At 38.3% G+C, this 19,745-nt stretch carries 12 protein-coding genes; 5 read left to right on the forward strand and 7 right to left on the reverse strand.

Annotated elements, in window-relative coordinates; translation table 11 throughout:
* Positions 1 to 222: 222 nt before the first annotated feature.
* From J4051_RS18225 to J4051_RS18235, 3 genes are all read right to left on the reverse strand, one after another.
* Complete coding sequence (locus J4051_RS18225) at positions 223 to 462, reverse strand: hexameric tyrosine-coordinated heme protein (protein WP_208235318.1); 240 nt, start codon at positions 460 to 462, stop codon at positions 223 to 225.
* 386 nt (positions 463 to 848) lie between these two features.
* Positions 849 to 6,434, reverse strand: a complete 5,586-nt coding sequence (locus tag J4051_RS18230; RefSeq protein ID WP_208235319.1) for an alpha-2-macroglobulin family protein — start codon at positions 6,432 to 6,434, stop codon at positions 849 to 851.
* A gap of 69 nt (positions 6,435 to 6,503) precedes the next feature.
* Complete coding sequence (locus J4051_RS18235) at positions 6,504 to 7,589, reverse strand: isoaspartyl peptidase/L-asparaginase family protein (protein WP_208235320.1); 1,086 nt, start codon at positions 7,587 to 7,589, stop codon at positions 6,504 to 6,506.
* 118 nt (positions 7,590 to 7,707) lie between these two features.
* On the opposite strand from J4051_RS18235, the gene amaB reads away from it, so the two are divergent.
* Positions 7,708 to 9,261: an L-piperidine-6-carboxylate dehydrogenase gene (gene amaB / locus J4051_RS18240; protein ID WP_208235321.1), complete on the forward strand. Its 1,554-nt coding sequence runs from the start codon at positions 7,708 to 7,710 to the stop codon at positions 9,259 to 9,261.
* Between the two features lie 200 nt (positions 9,262 to 9,461).
* Here amaB and J4051_RS18245 read toward each other — a convergent pair whose 3' ends face one another.
* On the reverse strand, positions 9,462 to 10,514 hold the full coding sequence (locus J4051_RS18245) for an endonuclease/exonuclease/phosphatase family protein (protein WP_208235322.1): 1,053 nt from the start codon (positions 10,512 to 10,514) through the stop codon (positions 9,462 to 9,464).
* 276 nt (positions 10,515 to 10,790) lie between these two features.
* Between J4051_RS18245 and J4051_RS18250 the strand changes: the two genes are divergently transcribed.
* From J4051_RS18250 to J4051_RS18260, 3 genes are read left to right on the forward strand one after another with little or no spacing between them, the layout of a single operon-like run.
* Complete coding sequence (locus tag J4051_RS18250; RefSeq protein ID WP_208235323.1) at positions 10,791 to 13,550, forward strand: TonB-dependent receptor; 2,760 nt, start codon at positions 10,791 to 10,793, stop codon at positions 13,548 to 13,550.
* A 26-nt stretch (positions 13,551 to 13,576) separates the two neighbouring features.
* Positions 13,577 to 15,001, forward strand: a complete 1,425-nt coding sequence (locus J4051_RS18255) for a DUF5689 domain-containing protein (RefSeq protein WP_208235324.1) — start codon at positions 13,577 to 13,579, stop codon at positions 14,999 to 15,001.
* 22 nt (positions 15,002 to 15,023) lie between these two features.
* On the forward strand, positions 15,024 to 15,398 hold the full coding sequence (locus tag J4051_RS18260) for a hypothetical protein (RefSeq protein ID WP_208235325.1): 375 nt from the start codon (positions 15,024 to 15,026) through the stop codon (positions 15,396 to 15,398).
* A 105-nt stretch (positions 15,399 to 15,503) separates the two neighbouring features.
* Here J4051_RS18260 and J4051_RS18265 read toward each other — a convergent pair whose 3' ends face one another.
* Positions 15,504 to 16,469 carry an endonuclease/exonuclease/phosphatase family protein gene (locus J4051_RS18265; protein WP_208235326.1) on the reverse strand — a complete coding sequence of 322 codons (966 nt, stop codon included), beginning with the start codon at positions 16,467 to 16,469 and terminating at the stop codon, positions 15,504 to 15,506.
* A 73-nt stretch (positions 16,470 to 16,542) separates the two neighbouring features.
* Here J4051_RS18265 and hflX point away from each other — a divergent pair, with 73 nt between their 5' ends.
* Positions 16,543 to 17,757 (forward strand): GTPase HflX, encoded by a 1,215-nt coding sequence (gene hflX / locus J4051_RS18270; RefSeq protein WP_208235327.1) that lies wholly within the window; start codon positions 16,543 to 16,545, stop codon positions 17,755 to 17,757.
* Between the two features lie 71 nt (positions 17,758 to 17,828).
* Here hflX and J4051_RS18275 read toward each other — a convergent pair whose 3' ends face one another.
* Positions 17,829 to 18,767, reverse strand: a complete 939-nt coding sequence (locus J4051_RS18275) for a DUF3078 domain-containing protein (RefSeq protein ID WP_208235328.1) — start codon at positions 18,765 to 18,767, stop codon at positions 17,829 to 17,831.
* An 81-nt stretch (positions 18,768 to 18,848) separates the two neighbouring features.
* Positions 18,849 to 19,355, reverse strand: coding sequence for a DUF2480 family protein (locus J4051_RS18280; protein WP_208235329.1), 507 nt, complete (start codon positions 19,353 to 19,355; stop codon positions 18,849 to 18,851).
* Positions 19,356 to 19,745: the final 390 nt, after the last annotated feature.

Below are 19,745 nucleotides of genomic sequence, written 5' to 3' on the forward strand. Positions count from 1 at the left end.
CTCTCTCCGGAGCTTAAAGCCATCCCGAAAAAAATCGGGACAAGCTCTTCCCTTAAAAAGGGAAGGAAGTTTTTGATTCAGCATTATTTAAAAATCTACGCCTAATTTCAAATCTAATCATAATCTAAACTTCTCCTCCTTTTAAAGGAGAAGTGGATTCATCACGAGAATCGGGATGAAGACGAGGTGGTTGTTAAAAGTTCAAATTATCTTTTAACAAACTCATCTCCAATAATTATTAGCGGCCGCAATAGTCGCAAATTCTGTAGCAACTGTCTGTCCTACTGCAATTAGCATTGCTGCATCTTCAGCATATACGGGACGAAGTTTTTCTCTCACCGTAGCATCTGGCTGCGTTACTTTTATGATAAGTCTTGCCATTTTTACGGCTAATTGTCTGCCTTCCTCTGGTGTTTTTGTGATTAAAGAATTGTTAGGTACTAATTGAACTTGTTCTGACATGTCTCTTACTTTTTAATGGTTACTATTTGTTTGGTTTTATTTTATTACAGCTTAAATATTAAAATTAGAGCTTTTATGATTAATTCAATAGAGTTTAAAATCTTCTGTTTTTTATAAAAAACCCTTCCGGCCTAAAGCTCTATTCTGAGCTTTAGGCCATCCCGAAAAAAATCGGGACAAGCTCTTCCCTTAAAAAGGAAGGAGTTTTTTTGATTCAGCATTATTTAAAAACGTATGCGCAATTTCAAATCTAATCATAATCTAAACTTCTCCTCCTTAAAAGGAGGAGTGGCTTCATCACGAGAATCGGGATGAAGTCGAGGTGGTTAAGTCAGTATCGATTTTTCGGTCTTAAAAACCCTGAGATTCCTGCCTTCGCAGGAATTTTACTGGCTTACTTCAATCCACCTTCCTTTACTTCTTACCAAAAACTCATTATCATACATGGCTTCAGCTTGAACACCAGGTAAATAATAAGTTCCTAAATAAGATGCGTTCAGCATGACGGTAAATGTTTTGGTGTCGTATTTACCACGTTTTGGCAAGTCGAAATAAAAGTTTACCCGATCATCCCGGATATCTGTATATCTTGCTTGACTTGTGGTCGTATCTCCAAAATCGGTAAAACGTGTATTGACAATTTCCCATCCCGATGGAAAGATCTGGGTCAATGCCACATCATTTACATCTTGATTTTTAAGATTGCTCACCTTAACCACAGCCACGAAATCCTGACCTTGGTTTAATTTTCCAATGTCTATAACATTACCATTTAAATCCTTATAGACCACGGAAACACTTAACCCGCGTTGTTCCGAAATTTCCTCGCCGAGCGGTAATTTGCCAGAATTCAGGACGCGAACATAGACCACATTGGCTTGGTTATTTTTAAAACTGAAGGTATTGCTGCCCTCTTTAACCGTCAATTCGCGTTGTGCAATGGCACTCTTGGTATCGATCGTTTCAGATTTGCCATTCAGCGTATATTCCACTTTTAATGCTTTCCCTCCGTTTGCTTCCACCATTTTTGCCATCGCCAATAAGCTATAGGCTGTGGTTTGCGTGCTCATCCATCGATTACTGGAAAGATCTTTGGCGAGATCCTCCGCCAATTCGCGCATTTTAGGATTTTTGGTCAACACCATTGTTTCCAAAGCCATTGCTCTATTTCTATCTACAGAACCGTAGGTATAATAATTATATTTTGGAGGCAAGAAGTTGATATTTGCCGTACTCGCAATCTTATCGCTCGCTTCCTTTTGGCCTGCCAAAGCATAGGCTGCAGCCAATCGCCATTTGGCTTCATTGGAAATTTCGCTAAACTCACGCAAACGGTTCATGGCTGCCAAATCTGCACTTCCCGCTAATGCCAATGTGTATAGGCGATAAGCCTGGGCTAAATCAGTATTTGCTGTTCGATAACTTGGACGCCAATCACTTGCTGCCTGTTTTTGGTAGCGCAACCAATTGCTCTTAAACGTCAATGGCAACACAAAACCTTTTTTCTCAGCTTCCAACATAAAATGCCCTGTATAGGTTGTGCTCCAATCATTCGCGGTGTTTTCTCCCATCCAATAACTCATGCCTCCCGATGCCAATTGGAAATTACCCAAACGCTTAATCCCGTTTTCAATATTCTGTTGGATTTCCTGTTTTTTCTGAGCGGTCAAATCGAAGATATCGGTCAAATATAATTGTGGAAAGACTCCAGAAGTGGTTTGCTCCAAACAGCCATGCGGATATTGAACCAAAAACTGTAAACGCCTTGAGAAATCCATAGGTGGCAAAGTTGAGAATTCAACGGTTGCACTATTAGTTCCCATTTCACCAAAGGTTGAGAAATCCATTGTTTTAGCAGCATTGGCTTCAAGAGTTTCATCCAATGATTTTGAAGTAATTGGATTAGGATTGTAAACATCAATTTCAACCTTGTAAGTTGATTTTTCGCCATTGCCACTTGCAATCACTTCAATCGTATTGAAACCTTTTGCCTTACTGACATCCAATTCAAAATATGCCATTTGCTCATCCGGCCTTGCAAAAGTGAGCGTTTTGGATTTGTCTCCAACCACTGAAATACCATCACTGAGTTTTAAACTAATGTTGACATTTTTCACTTTAGATTCCATGGCAAATACCGTAACCGGTAAGGTTACTTTTTCTCCAGGACTCAATTTTCTTGGCAAGCTGGCTAAGACCATCAATGGTTTTTTGACTTGCACCGATTTGTCAACACTGCCATAAGCTTCAGTTTTAGCATCGCCCGCAACGACCATGGCCCGAACTGCACCAATATAGTTTGGCATTTTTATTTTATGCGATTTCTTTTCGCCTGAACCTAAGGTGAAAGGTCCTAAATAGGTAACCACCGGTTTAAATCGGTTGGCTTTTTTATTTTTTCCGGCGGCGGCATTGGCATCCCCACCAATGGCAAACACTTGATCAATGCTACCGCTGTAAGCTCCAATGACATCATCAAAAACATCCCAGGTTTTTACGCCCAAGGCTTCGCGCGCAAAAAACTCATCCCAGGCATTTGGTGTTTTAAATCGGGTGAGATCCAAAAGACCTTCTTCTACAATAGCGATGGTGTAGGTCATTGATTTCTTATTCTTTTCGTTGACCACCACTTCAAACTCTTGTTCTGGCTGAAGCACATCTGGCATCTTGATTTCTGGGTACAATATGGTGGCTGGGTTTTCAACCATTATTGGAATCACACCGAATAAACGAATTGGTAAATCATTAGCTGTGGTAGCATGTGGTTGCAATAACGAGATATTGACAAAGACATTAGGCGCCATTTCAGGAGTGATCGGAATATTGACCGTTGTTTCACCTTGCGTAGTCACTACCCATTTATAGGACAACACTTCTGATCCATTTTCAATACTGACAAGTGCTCTGCCTTGCGTTCCTGAAGGGAATGTAATCTTAGCGGTTTCCCCAACATTATAATTTTCTTTATCCGCCGCAAAGACCAACATTTTTGCCGCTTCTTTATCTGTATCCGGCGAATTTTGGTACCAGTTCTTGTAGAAATATGCCGTTCTTCCCGTAGCATGACCACTTTCTGGATCTGTAATCCTGATCAAATACCGTCCGCGTTCATTTTCTGGAATGTTTAAGGTGAATTTCCCTTTCCCGTTAGCATCGGTAGTCACTTTTTTATCCAAATAAGAGCGATGGTAATTGCTGGACACATAACTGGATAGATTATCATAAGAAGAGTTCCACCACCAACGCCATTCGATTTTATAGACTTTAACTTCGAGATTTTCGCGTTTTACGGGATTGCCTTTTGCATCCACAGTAACAATGTCAAAAGTTTGGTTTTCATCCGTAAAGAATGATCCGTAGCGATTCCCTTCTGGGGATTTCAATCCGACAAAAGAATTGTAAGGTGCATAGGTTTTTGTAAAGGCATCCAACGAGAAATCGCCGCCATTTTCAAAAGCCCTGACCAAAAATTGAACGTTCAATAATCCTGGAGCATTTTTGCCAACATTCAAAGATTTATTGACTTTTGCGATGCCGTCTTCATTCAAATTCCCTTCAAAAACATTCATCTCCTCCGAAGAAAATGAACGAGTAGGATCAACAAATTCATAATCCTTATAATTTTTAAAGCCTTCGTAAGAGGTACTGAATTTGGCTTTTATCTCCGCTTTTAAATTCTTTGCAGGTGCGCCATGCAACCATTTGACATCCAAAGTGCCATTTAGAGGTGCGTTGCTCGAAAGCACTTCATCTTCAAAATCTATTTTAATTTTTAGTCGGTTGGGTTTTACTGTTTCTACACGCAAACTCTTATAAAACGAAGCGCCACCTACCGACACCTTGGCACTATAATTTCCCGTTTTATCCTCACTGTGGGTTGGCACGGTAAATCGGTAGAAATTATTGATGTTTTCTGTATTGATATTCTTATAAATCAGTTTACCACTGGGGTCGGTGATTTCCATTCTAACCGGATGTCCTTTTGGCAATTTGTTGTCGTTATCGTTCAACATAAAGGTTAAAAACAATGAATCTCCAGGACGCCAAACGCCACGTTCGCCATAGATATAGCCTTTAAGTCCACGTTGTAAGCTGTTTCCAGATACATCAAACTTGCTTAATGACAACGAGTTGCCATCAACCAACTTAATATAAGTGGTATTTTTCCCTTTGGTTACAATGGCGAAACTTGCATATTTATTCGTCTTGAATGTGGTCAAACCTTCGCTGTCGGTAGTGGCTCTTCCAACTTCCTGTTGTTGGAAATTGTACAAGCGCACCATGGCGCCAGCTTCTGGATTGGTGTCCAAAATATTGGTGACCGCAAAAGAATAGGTGTTGTTCGCGCCTTGTTTTGCGATAACGCCCAAATTGGACGCGAGTAAGTTTTGCGAAACGATACGATTCTCATTGTAGTACGCCTCGTGACATGGATTGTTACGCTCATTCCAATTGTAGTTGGTGTTCCGGTAACTATAGATTAAATTATCCCAATACTCCTCTTCGCGAAGATCCTCATCTTCAGTGCTGCTCACATTGTAATTGTCTTCGTAATAATAATCATCGTAGTAATAGTCGTCATAATAATCGGCGTCTGAATTTTCAACGTTGGCATAATTATCACAATTAAACATGGAATATTCCTTTTTGATGCTCAATTCGACACGATAAATTGCACCAGGATCGGCATTGAAAAATTTAGAAAGATCAATACTATAGGCTTTCCACTTGCCGTCATTTTCAACCGCATCATTTTGTAGGGTGATAGATTGTTTGGCAATCCGTCTTCCCACGCGCTTTATTGCCGATTGATTGTTGCTTTGCAATTGGTTATCCTGAAGAAACTGCAGCACATTATCTTCAAATATTTTGATGATGCGTACATCAACCGCCTTTAAATTGACAGCTTCAAAATTGAATTTTAATTCGTTGGAATTAGGTAGAATTGTTCCGTTGCTAATTAAGCGCACCTGTGGTTTTAATTCTTCAAAAGAAATGGTTTCTGAGAATTGTTTTTTTAGTTTGAAACCATCTGTATTAGAAATACCCTGAAAAACATCTACCAAAATATCACCCACCAATTTTGAGCTTGGATACACTTTCAATACGTTGCCATCCACAATAAATTTAGGGTTTTTGGAATTCTGAATGGTGACCAAACCATCAAAGTTTTGTTGCTTTTTTAAAGGATCAGAAAAATTAAGCGATAAGTACTGTTCTGGTGTTTGAACTACCTCAACATTAACAATGGTAAAATTATTGATGCCTGGAATACTGAATTTATTCTCTCCCGAATTATCTGCCTTAATTGCTTTTCCATTCCATTTGACCAAAATCTCGCTATCTTCAATAAGTCGGTTGATACTGTCAATTTTGAATTCAAAAACTTTGGATTTTTCAATGGACTCATTCCATTGCAACTTGAGTTTCTTACCATTTTGCCAAGCTTCCACAAGTTGTTTGGCATCTTTGATATCAATAAAATCTGCCGATTTTAAAGCCGCTTCCAAATACTGCCAGTTTTTGCTATAAGACTGTAAGTTATTTGTGACGACATTAAAGTTTGGTGCAATTGTTTTGAATTGAAACGTGTAGGCGCCAAAATCTTTGGGTTGATTTTTATAAATCTTGTCCAGCTTAACCGTCACACTATACTCCGTATCCGGTTGAAGCGTTTCGTCTGGTTTAAAAACCAAAGCGTGTGCATTTTCTACCAATAATTTTCCTTGGATATGAGGTTTGATGGTGACAATCTTATCGGAAATTTCCTGTCCAATAGTCCAGCCTTCCACATCTTTGGTCAGATTGATAATGATAGGATCGGCAATAGATACACGACCAGCAGTGGTGTAACTGATATAATCACGGAACTTGAAAAGGTTATCGGTTTCTTCATTTGGAGTGCCATCTTTTTTACAAGAAACCACGAGAAGTAGTGCAAAGACACATGTAATAAAATTTTTAAAGGACATACAATTCATGGTTTTAAATGGAAATTATGTAGATTAAGGCAGGTGTAAATATAGAACTAATTCTAAAAATTAGTCTTTGTAAATTCCAATGGTTAGGTTTCCAGAAGCATCCATAGACGCTCTGTACATGCCTTCAGTATTGAATTCCATCACCATATTTCCATCTTTATCTACTGCAACAATACCCCCATCACCACCCAGATCTGGTACTTTTTTCTGAATGACTTCTTTGGCGGCTTCCTGTAAACTCATGCCTTTATAGTCCATCAATGCTGAAATATCATGAGCTACCATAGCACGTATAAAATATTCGCCCCAACCGGTACTGCTTACAGCGCAGGTGGCGTTATTTGCATAAGTCCCAGCACCGATGATCGGCGCATCGCCAATCCGTCCCCAACGTTTGTTGGTCATACCTCCAGTTGATGTTCCTGCAGCGAGATTCCCGCTTTTATCCAATGCCACACAGCCCACAGTTCCAAATTTTGAATCTTTAATTGTGGGGTCATAAAACGCCGATTTATCTCTGGCTGTTTCGTTTTCTTCAGAAGCTTTTACTCTTTCTAATGCTTTGAAACGTGCTTCGGTATAAAAATAAGACGGATCAACAATTTCCAACCCTTGTTCTTTTGCGAACTGCTCAGCACCCTCTCCAGATAACATCACATGAGGTGATTTCTCCATTACTGCTCGTGCTAAGTTGATAGGATTTTTTACCGTTTTTGTACCCGCAGAAGCTCCAGCATCCAAGTTTCTGCCGTCCATGATGGAAGCGTCAAGTTCATTAATGCCCGCGTTTGTAAATACGGCACCTTTTCCTGCATTGAACAACGGCGAATTTTCTAAAACGTTGATGGTCTTCTCAACCGCATCCAAACTTGAGCCACCGTTTTTTAGAATGTCATAGCCAACTCTAATAGCTTCCTCCAACTTCGCATTATAGGCAGCTTCATCCTCTGCGGACATATTTTCTCTCAAAATAGTTCCGGCACCTCCATGGATGACAATGGCAAACTCGTTGGCTTTTTTAGAATTGACATCCTTGGAAGGTGGCGACTCGGTTTTTGTTTGATGCTCTGGAGCAGAAGCTTTTTGATCGTCTTTACAGTTTAAAAACAAAAGCATCAAAAGAGGAAAATAAATCAGGTTTTTCATAGGATTCAAATTGAAAATCAGCCTTAAAGTTAGCATTTTTTTAAGAAGCTCAGGCTTCAAAAAGCGACATTTTATTGTTATCTTCGCAAGAATCATTAATTAATAAAAAAACACATATATGCAAGCAGTTGCTACAGATTTTGGAATTGAAAAAGCCCTAAAGGAATTAGGCGTTAAAGATATAAATGAGGGCACGTCAACAGGCTCGAATAATTTTTCTAACGGCGAGATTATAGAAAGCTACTCTCCAGTAGATGGAAAACTGATTGGTAAAGTTAAAACCACCAGCAAAGAAGATTATGAAAAGGTTATGGAGGCCTCAACTTCAGCTTTTAAAGCTTGGAGAGATATACCAGCACCTCAACGTGGCGAAATTGTACGTCAGTTTGGTAATAAATTGAGAGAATTAAAAGAACCACTTGGGAAGCTCGTGTCTTATGAAATGGGCAAATCTTTACAGGAAGGTTACGGCGAAGTTCAAGAAATGATTGACATCTGTGATTTTGCAGTTGGATTGTCACGCCAATTGAACGGTAAAACTATTCCTTCTGAGCGTCCAGGTCACGTTATGAGAGAGCAATGGCATCCTATTGGTGTTGTTGGCATTATCTCTGCTTTCAATTTTCCGGTTGCCGTTTGGGCTTGGAATACAGCACTTGCTTGGGTTTGTGGAGATGTTTGTGTGTGGAAAGGTTCAGAAAAAACACCTTTATGCTCTATAGCATGTCAAAATATAATTGCAGGTGTTTTAAAAGACAATAACTTACCTGAAGGAATTTCATGTATCATCAATGGCGACTATAAAGTTGGAGAGTTTATGACTAAAGATCCTAAAATTGCTTTAGTTTCTGCAACCGGCTCAACACGAATGGGACGCATAGTGGGTACGACCGTTGCGGAACGTTTTGGTAAATCTCTGTTGGAATTAGGAGGTAACAATGCTATTATTATTACTCCAACTGCCGATTTAAAAGTTGTGGTTCCTGGTGCTGTTTTTGGTGCTGTGGGTACTGCAGGACAACGCTGTACCTCAACACGCCGTTTAATTATTCATGAATCGGTTTACGATAAAGTCAGAGACGCCATTGTTGGTGCTTATGGACAAATTGTGATTGGTAATCCGTTGGATGAAAACAATCATGTTGGACCAGTAATAGATAAAGATTCTGTAAAAACTTATTTGGCCGCTATAGAAAAAGCAAAATCTGAAGGTGGTAAAGTCCTGGTTGAAGGTGGCGTATTAGAAGGTGAAGGTTATGAAAGTGGCTGCTACGTGAAGCCGGCAATTATTGAAGCTGAGAATCATTTTGAAATTGTACAACACGAAACTTTCGCCCCTATTTTATATTTAATGAAGTACTCTGGTAGTGTTGAAAATGCGATTGAACAACAAAATGGCGTGGTTCAAGGGTTATCTTCTGCTATTATGACCAACGAATTAAAAGAAGCAGAAAAATTCTTGTCTTATTTAGGTTCAGATTGTGGAATTGCGAACGTCAACATCGGAACATCAGGTGCTGAAATTGGTGGTGCTTTTGGAGGTGAAAAAGAAACAGGTGGTGGACGCGAGTCTGGATCTGATGCATGGAAAGTCTATATGCGCCGTCAGACGAATACCATTAACTATTCTGATGAATTGCCATTAGCACAAGGGATTAAGTTTGATTTGTAAACCGATTAACATATATTATTTTAAAAGCCACTTTTTTGAAGGTGGCTTTTTTATATTCTACGATCAGATTGGATTTGAGAAGTTATCAATACTTAGCTCATAAATGTTTACGATTGTCAAGATGTCGCCCCTCTGGGTTTCTCAACTCTTTAAGAGTAAAACGTTTTTTTTCGAAAAACTCAACTAAAATTAATCAAGGTTTAATCAACTTCCTTAATCAAGTAAATATATACCGGAAAGTGGTCACTAAAGCCTCCTGTAAAACCACCATCGGCAAAACTTCTAAAAGGATAGCCTTTCCAACGACCACGCTTTGTGGTCAAGTAATTTTTGTTGTAGATAAAGGCTTTATAAAATCTGAAGGAAGAATAATCCTTTTCCAATAACGGTTGTGTCATCATAATTTGATCAAACAAACTCCAGGCATCCCGCCAAGCATTCGTACCCAGTCCACTTTTGTAAAAACTTTCATAAGGATTGTAAATGCCCTTTAATTCGACCTCGTTTTTTTCTGCTTTTGCTTTTAAAATGTCCTTAACACTGACGTTGATGGGGTCGTCATTCAAATCGCCCATTATAATAATTTTAGCATACGGATCAATAATCTGCAAAGAATCGATTATCCGTTTATTGAGTTTGGCCGCACCAACACGCTTGCTTCTGCTCCGTTCTTCTCCTCCACTTCGCGAAGGCCAATGGTTGACAATAATGTGTATCAAGTCGCCTTCCAAATTTCCACTCACTAAAAGCTGATCTCTCGTATACACACGGTTTCTGGTGATGTCGTCATAAATATATAAGGTATGACTACTTGTATGTATTGGTTGAAATATTGCCTTCTGATAAATCATGCCCACGTCAATGCCACGTTTGTCGGGAGATTCGTAATGAATAATCCCATAGTCAAATCCCAATAGTAGCGGGTCATTCACCACATCAACCAGGACATCTCGGTTCTCAATTTCGGCAACGCCCAAAATCGCCGGAGCATTGCCTGCTCCATCAGTACCAATATCCACAATCACACGCGCCATATTGTGTACTTTCTTTTTGTACACTTCTGACCTACCCGTGTTCATTTCCATAATGGGACTTGCCTCATCAAACTTGGTAGGATCATTAATCGTGTCAAATAAATTCTCCAAATTATAAAAGGCAATAGTATGGATCTTAAATTTTTTGACCTCTTGAGACCAAAGATTAGTAACACACACTAAAAAAATCAATGTCAATACCAATTTTCTAAACTTCATCTTTTACACCTTTTTAAAATGCCACTAAAGATTATCCCAAATGTAAAACTTTATTATAAACATAACATATTTTGACTATCTTAAATGCCTAATACTTAGACAGTAAAGAAAAATGATATAATCTTAATCAGGATCAGGTCAAACTTAGTTTTTTGCTATTCTAATAAAAATATTTTGTACCAAATACAGATGCAGTATAGCAGATAGGTTTTCAAGACTAAAATCAAGAACCTCGGGGTGCTAAAATCCCACTGGTGGTAATAAAAAAATGTTCTTATGAAAAAAAGTTCAATTTTATTATTTGGAATTTTCTCTGTATTTATAGCCGCTGCGCAAGAAACTACGGTAAAAGGAAGTGTTATTGATGGCACCACTCATGTTCCTATTCCCAATGTCATCATCACCATTGAAGAAACCTCTCAAACGGCAAACACAGATGCCGAAGGTGAATTCAGCTTCACTTCTAATGTTCCACTTGGAGAACAAATACTCAAGGTTGAAAAAGCAGGATATATCACAAAGCGCTTCCCGATCATCGTGAACGAAGGGCATACCTTGGACATCAGAGATATGATGCTCGATATTAATGTTGCCGATTCCGTTGACCTATACACCATAACTCTATCAGATGACGAATTGAACGATGACAGTACAGGCGGCGCAGATAATATTTCAGGACTTTTACAATCTTCTCAAGATGTTTTTCAACGTACTGTCGCGTTCGAGTTTAGCTCGTCGTTCTTTAAACTAAGAGGTCTCGATTCGGAAAACAGCTCTGTATTGATCAATGGTATTGAAATGAATAAGTTGTATCATGGACGACCAGAATGGAGCAACTGGGGCGGCTTAAATGACGTGTTGAGAAATCAAGAGCTGTCACCAAACCTATCGCCATCAAATTATACGTTTGGTGGCGCCTTAGGATCAACCCACATCACTACCAGAGCATCTGAATACAGAAAAGGCGGCCGCATAACCTACTCATCATCTGACAGAAGTTATACCCAACGTGTTATTGCAAGTTATGCTACCGGACTTATGCAAGGCGGTTGGTCGGCTTCTGCTGCTATTGGGAGGCGCTGGGGAGAAGAAGGATATCAGGACGCTACATTATATGATGCCAATTCAGTTTTTGTTTCTATTGAGAAGAAAATAAATGAAAAACATAGCTTCAACTTCACCTCTTTTTATGCGCCCAATCGACGCGGAAAATCATCTCCAAATACCCAGGAGGTTTATGATTTAAAAGGTACTAAATACAACGAATATTGGGGTTATCAAAATGGCGAAAAACGCAACTCTCGTATCAAAGAAGTTAGTGAACCAATCGTCATGTTGAATCACTATTGGGATATCAGCAATAGGATCACAATTAATACTAATCTTGCCTACCAATTTGGTAAAATAGGAAACAGTAGACTGGACTATCCTGGTGGTGCCAACCCAAGTCCTTCCTATTATCAAAAACTTCCGAGTTATGCTTTAGCCGATAAAAATGGACCCGATTATGCCAAGGCCTATCAATTGGAGCAAGCTTTTTTAAAAGACGGCCAAATAGATTGGAACCGAATTTATGATGCCAATATCACCAATCATGGCAGTGGTTTAAACGCAGCGTATTCTCTATATGAGGACAGAAATGATGACACTCAATTCACTTTAAACTCCATCCTTACTTCTGATATAACTGACCATATCACCTTAAATGGCACCATCAATTATCGCCATTTAAAATCTGAAAATTTTGCCGAGGTCAAAGATTTATTAGGGGCATCCGGTGTATTGAATGTCGATTCTTTTGACAATATTCAATACGATTTACAAAATCCAAATAGAATTGTTGGTGAAGGCGATCGGTTTAGATACAATTACAATCTGTTTGCGAATGTGATTTCCGGATTTGCCCAAGCCCAATTCAAATACAAAAGAGTCGATTATTTTGCCGCATTAAGAGTTTCCAATACAACCTACCAGCGTAAAGGACTTTATCAACATGAAATTTATGCGAATAATTCTCTCGGAAAAGGTGAAAAACTCAGCTTTACAGGTTTGGGAGCAAAAGCTGGATTGACCTATAAAATTACTGGAAAACACGTATTGGATTTAAATCTGGGATATCTTTCAAAAGCACCGACGCTTAGAAATACGTATTCCAACGCTAGAGAAAATCACAACGTCGTAAAAAACATTACTGAAGAAAAAATCACTTCTGTGGATGCTAGTTATATCTTCCGATCTTCAATTGTAAAGGCAAAATTGACTGGCTATTACTCGAAAATTGAAGATGCCAATAAAATCTCTTTTTACTACGCTGATGGCCTGAGCAGTTTTGAAATCTCAGAAAACCAAACTTCAGCATTTGTCCAAGAAATCTCACAAGGTATTGACAAAAGACATTTTGGTGGAGAATTTGGCATTGAATCACAAGTGACCCCATCCATAAAACTAAAAGGTGTCGCTTCTTTCGGCCAATTTACCTACGCCAACAATCCAAATTTATATTTGACTTCTTCAAGCTTCACAAACCCTAACGGGATTGATTTTGGAAAGGCTAATCTTAAAAACTATAAACTTGCCGGTGGACCGCAAATCGCATATTCCTTAGGTTTTGAATATCGCGATCCAGATTATTGGTGGTTTGGCGCAACTGCAAACTTTTTTGATAAGGCGTACGTCGATATCAGTCCGCTAATTAGAACACGCAATTTTTATACTGATGCTGATGGCTTGCCGTTTAACGATTATGACCCTGAGGTGGCACGAGAGCTTTTGAAACAAGAGAAATTTGATGAGTATATGATTGTCAACCTCGTGGGCGGAAAATCATGGCGGATCAACAGTTATTTTGTGGGATTCTTTGCCAGTATTAACAATATTCTGGATGTAGCGCACAAAACCGGAGGCTTTGAGCAAGGTAGAAATGCTAATTATAGGGTGCTAAAAAAAGACGCCAGCAATGAGATTCCGGTATTTGGATCAAAATATTGGTATGGACGTGGAACGACATACTTTTTGAACGTTCACGTCCGATTCTAAAAATGAACAGAAAAAACAAAAAGATTATGTTTAAGACAAATAGAATTTTAACGATTTCCATCATGATTGCGATGAGCGTCATACTGTGCTCTTGTGTACAAGACGATGATTTTAAGGTTCCCAATGATCTGGGCATTGAAGAAAACAAAGGTTTGGAAGCACTTTTGTCAAGTGGCGCCATTGAAGTTTCAATGGTAGAATTGAAATTGGAATATGCCAATAATTATAGAAAGCCCGTATTAATTGAAACCGATGTTTATATCAAAGGCTACGTCAGTTCTTCGGATAAAGAAGGTAACTTCTTTAAAGAAGTATTTCTTCAAAATGCGCCAGAAAACCCTACAGCTGGCATCAAATTAATCCTCAATCAAGTGGAGACTTATAACCAATATAATTTCGGAAGAGAGATTTACATCAAATTAAAGGGCCTTTATATAGGAGAGGAACGCGTTGGCAATGGGGTTGTTGCCATTGGTGGTGAAACAGCCACAGATCAATATGGAACTACCGTCCAACGTTTGACCGAAAACCAACGTGCAGAGCATCTATTTCGTTCACAAAACACCTTAGAACTGACACCATTACAACTTAATTTTTCAGAAGTTAATACTAGTCATTTGGGGCTTTATGTACAATTCAATAATGTGGAATTCGCTGATAATTTAGAAGGTAAACGCTATTTTGATCCCGTTCAGGATTTTGATACGCTCAGAGAAATGCAAGCTTGCACAAATGACATTGGTTATACCAATTTTTCTTTGGAAACGAGTTCTTTCGCTTCTTTTAAGGATGCATTGCTTCCTTTTGGAAACGGGACAATTACGGGAGTCATTACAAAAACATTTGACGGTAGCGCGATAGTCTTAGCATTGAATGATTTGAGTGGTGTGACCATGACCGAAAGTAGATGCACACCATTGAACATTGAGGATTTTGACATAGTATTCAAAGAAGATTTTGAATCGGCCGATGACGATACCGATTTAGATTTTGAAGGATGGACTAATTTTGCCCAAGCTGGAAAAGTGAAGTGGAAAGAGCGCAGCTCTGATGGTAACGGATATGCCGAATTTAACCCTCTTGGGTCCGGAAATGCTTCTAATATTGGATGGCTGATTACACCTGGAATTAATAAAGATTCACAAGCTTATACCTACCTCAACTTTAAAGCTGCCCAAAACGAGGTCAGATCTGCCAGCAACACTTTGGAAGTTATGATTTCCACTGATTTTGACGGTACGAATGTTCTGTCCGCTACATGGCAACTCTTAGACGCGTCTTTACCATCACAAAGCACACCATCGAATGAATTCGTGGATTCTGGTTTAATTGATCTCTCGTCTTATGAAGGAATTTTGTACATTGCCTTTAAAGTGAAGGGCAACGGAAGAACAACATCATTGTCAGGTGCTTACTTAATTGATGATATTTATATTTTTGAAAAGGATTAAATCTTAATGACACCAACTTTTTATGACCCTATTTGACCAACTATTTTTCAATAGTTTTAACCATTATAAAAATGGAACTTATAAGAAAAAGGCCAATACCATTGCTATCGTCTACATTACCATTGTACAAGCCTCGTTTTTGCTTGTTTTAGGTGTGTTCTTTGCGGAGCTCTTCAACCAAATGCACGTGGCAACCATGTCGGCCACAAAAGCCTGGGTACTGTTTGTCTTGGCTTCATTGCTTCTATACTTTATAAACTGGATCCAATATAGCGGCAAAAAACGAAAAATCATGAATGCCAATCAAAAGAAGAAATCGAATTATGGCATTTTTACGCTGTGGCTAATTCCTGTTGTGGCCGTGTTTTTGGCGATGCTGTTTCTAAAAGTTTTTTGAAGGTAAAATTATAAATAGGCTTTACTTCAAATCTTTGCAAAATCCTGAATGGGAATTTACGCTTATGCAGAGTTAACCTCAGTTATTTTTAAGAAAAATGCACAATTATAGCACTTTCTTTCTCAACTGAATATACACTGGAAAATGGTCACTAAAGCCACCCTTATATTTTTTTCCAACGTAAGTTCTAAAAGGCTGACCTTTATATTTACCATCATAATGTGTTAAGAATTTTTCATCAAAAATATCCGCTTTTAAAAATTTTAGTCCTTCCGCTTTTGGTTCCAAAAAATTCTTAGTCATCAAAATTTGATCAAATAAAATCCATTTTGAATTATGATTGGCGCTTCCCCTGGTGTAAGACATAAGCTTTTCCATAGGATTGAAAAGTGATTTTGTATTTTTTAAATATTGGATACTTTCATTCCTTGGGTTATCATTAAAATCGCCCATAATAATCACCTTTGCCTCAGCATCATCCTGTAGAATGGCATCAATAAGTGCAACAACCTTGTGTGCTGCATACATCCGTTTATGTCCAGTGGTATCCGACCTTTCGTGACGTGACGGCCAATGATTAATAAGAAGATGGATTTTTTCACCATTCAAATAACCACTTACCTTAAGAATATCCCTGGTATAATCTCTGATGCCGAGCTCACTTTTAACATCAAGCGCAATATTCTCAGAGTGTTCAAGAGTAAAGCTGTCGGTATCATATAATAAAGCGACATCAATGCCCCTCTCGTCTGGCGAGTCGTAACGCACAAAACCATAATTGTAGTCTTTTAGATGGGCGCTTTTTACCAATGCATTCAAGACCCTATCGTTTTCCACTTCAGCCAAACCAATTAATGTTGGTGGCTTTTGAAGATCATCAAACCCTATTTTAGAAATGGTCATCCCCGTCTTAAAAATTTTATTATGATATCGCTCTTTATTCCAGTTTTTATTTGATGTTTCTAAAAAATCGATATCATTGATCAATGGATCATCTATATAATCGAATAAGTTTTCAGTATTATAGAATGCAATGGTATAAGTCTCAGAGTTGGGGGTTTGAAGGCTCACTTTATGAATTTAAGTTTTAAAAATACTAAATGATAGCCAATCAATTATGTAACTTTGTGTTTTAAATACATTTATGCTAGAAAAAACAGATATTAAATTAGAAAGAGCCGTTTTAATTGGGGTCATAACCAAGGACCAAGATGAATTACAAGCTAGAGAATATTTAGATGAGTTGGAATTCTTAACCTTTACAGCAGGCGGTGAGGCTGTTAAACGTTTCACTCAGAAAATGGAAGCACCTCATCCCAAGACGTTTATCGGGACAGGAAAATTGCAAGATGTTTTGACTTTTATCAAAGAAAACGAAATTGATACTGCCATTTTTGACGATGAATTATCGGCCGCCCAAGAACGAAATATAAGTAAGATTTTAGATTGCAAGGTATTGGACAGAACGAACCTTATCCTTGATATTTTCGCCCAGCGCGCACAAACGAGTTACGCAAGAACACAAGTTGAATTGGCGCAATGCGAATATTTACTGCCACGATTAAAAGGAATGTGGACTCACTTGGAACGTCAGCGAGGAGGTATTGGGATGCGTGGTCCAGGAGAGCGAGAAATTGAAACTGACCGTCGTATTGTTAGAGATCGCATTAACCTATTAAAGGATAAACTCAAAGTCATTGACAAACAACAGGCAGTTCAGCGCGGCAATAGAGGGCACTTGGTTCGGGTCGCTTTAGTGGGCTATACCAACGTTGGTAAATCTACCTTAATGAATGTCATTAGCAATAGTGAGGTTTTTGTTGAGGACAAATTGTTTGCTACCCTTGATACCACAGTAAGAAAAGTGGTGATTGGCAATCTGCCATTTTTGGTAAGTGATACGGTTGGATTTATCAGAAAATTGCCGACACAACTCGTTGAATCCTTTAAAAGCACTCTGGACGAGGTTAGGGAAGCAGATCTATTACTACACGTTGTAGATATTTCGCACCATAACTTTGAAGAGCAAATAGCCTCCGTACGTAAAATATTGAACGAAATAGACAGTGGACATAAACCCACCATCATGGTCTTCAATAAAATTGATGCCTATGAACCAGTACCTTTTGACAAAGACGATTTAATAGCCGTTAAAACCAAGGACAACTATACATTAGAAGAATGGAAAAAGACTTGGATGAACAAAATTGGGGATGACGCCATTTTTATCTCAGCCCTGAACAAAAAGAATTTAGAAAGTTTTAAAAAACGTGTCTATGATGAGGTGAGAAATATTCACGTCACCCGTTTTCCATACAACGATTTCCTTTATCCTGATTATGTCGAGGAAGAAGAGTAGTCCCATTATATTTTATACAAAAAATGCTACCTAAAACAGGTAGCATTTTTTATATAACTTCAGATTTTCTCCTAAAATTTATAAGTCAAACCAATTGTATAATAGGATTGCAAATCATTATCAACATTGCCAAAAGTCGGCTCACTTCCAACTGGTCCTGTATACTGACCAAGTGCGTAGTTTAATGCTTCTTGCTTATTGCTTCTTAAGGCAAAGTCAAAACCTACACCAATATTTTTCCAAAGCGTATAGCTGAAATTGTTGGTCCATGTCCAATTGGACAAATCAGATCCTTTATAACTGAAAAACGCAGATAGGTTAGATTTAAAATCAATTGCTCCAATTTTTCTGGTATAGTCTGCCATAACTTTAGCACCTAAAGATGATTCAAATACTGCATCATTATCTGCAAATACGAAGTTGTAGTTCAATGGATGGATCACAACAATCAAATTATCAAGCGGGGTCCACGTAAAACCTACACCCACATCCAAATATCCAGGATCATTAAAGTTGTTTAAAATAGTGGTTCTATATTCACCCAATGCTGAAGCAGCCCATTTATCGCTTAATTTTTGTCCGTATAATGACGAAATATTAAACACGTCTGTAGTTGGTTTGAAACTGTCGTTATCATTTGGATCATCTTTATCATCCAATTTGACCCAAGCCAAGTTAACCGTTAAAGAGTTTCTCCAAAAATACTTGTCTTCCAATTTATTGGCGTAAGCATTAAAGTTAATCCCAATGTTTCCAGAACTATTGTTAGGCGCTCCTTGAGCATACCAATTGTTGAAGTTTGATAAACTTCCACCAATAACTCCAAATGCCCCTTTTTTCCAGCCAGGAAGTGCATCTATTTGTGCTTGGATCGCATTTGCCTCAGCTTGTGCTGCATCAGCCACGGCTTGTTTCTCTGACTTTTGAGCTTGTAACTCTTCTTTAGTTTGTGCAAAACCAAAAGACATGGTCAATATTAAGACGAAACTTAAAATTACTTTGTTTTTCATAATTTACGGTTTTAAATTCTTTAGATTAATTTTAAAAACGTGCAAAGATACGATTAAATCAATCTTTCTTCAAGTCGATAATTATTTTCTTTTGTATAAAGGCACTGAAGAACAAGCTTCTCCATACATAATAGATCTTGCCAAAGGTTTTAATTTTTGTGACAGCATGATATACGCATTGGCAGGAACAGGTTTATTTGTGCACCCTTTAATGATGAGCGGTTGATCTACAAACGCATCGGTCTCTATATTTTGGATGACCTCTTGATATATTGACGTTTCAAGTTGTTCCAAACTACCCACAACGATTGTTTTGGCATAGGGTTGTAGATGTATGGTCAGCAACATAAAAGCCCATGCCGGTACAATAGCATCTGAAGTACAGGTCAAAGCCACATAATGGTCTTGATACTGCGACCAATCATGTTCACTGACATGCGCTCTAAAATCCTTTTCACGAAGTACTAATTCCTGAAACAACCAATTCTTGATATCAAAAACGGTACGCTGACCCTTTGGATAATAATCCTCTAAGTTTACAACTACCAATTTACTATTGGCTACTCTGTTGATAATTTCATTTTCCATAATGTAAAATTAACTTTTTTGTTAGTGAAACCCTATTTTGTCAAGCACGAAGTGTGAAGACAAAATAGTTGGTTGAACTAATCCCGCATTTGGGCGGGATCTCATATTCAAACTTGAGAACCATTGCTCCTAATCGATTCATCAAGCACGAAGTGTGAAGACAAAATAGTTGGTTGAACTAATCCCGCATTTGGGCGGGATCTGATATTCAAACTTGAGAACCATTGCTCTTAATCGATTCATCAAGCACGAAGTGTGCAGGCAAAATAGCTAGTTGAACTAATCCCGCATTTGGGCGCATAGGCGTCAACTTAAGAGATGTTAAAATAGATTGTTTCCATAGCATTTATGCGATCTTTCCTCGATTCATACATCGCATAATATTTTATC

Origin of the sequence: Gelidibacter pelagius (genome assembly GCF_017581925.1) — a bacterium.
In the GTDB taxonomy this organism is placed as follows: Bacteria; Bacteroidota; Bacteroidia; order Flavobacteriales; family Flavobacteriaceae; genus Gelidibacter; species Gelidibacter pelagius.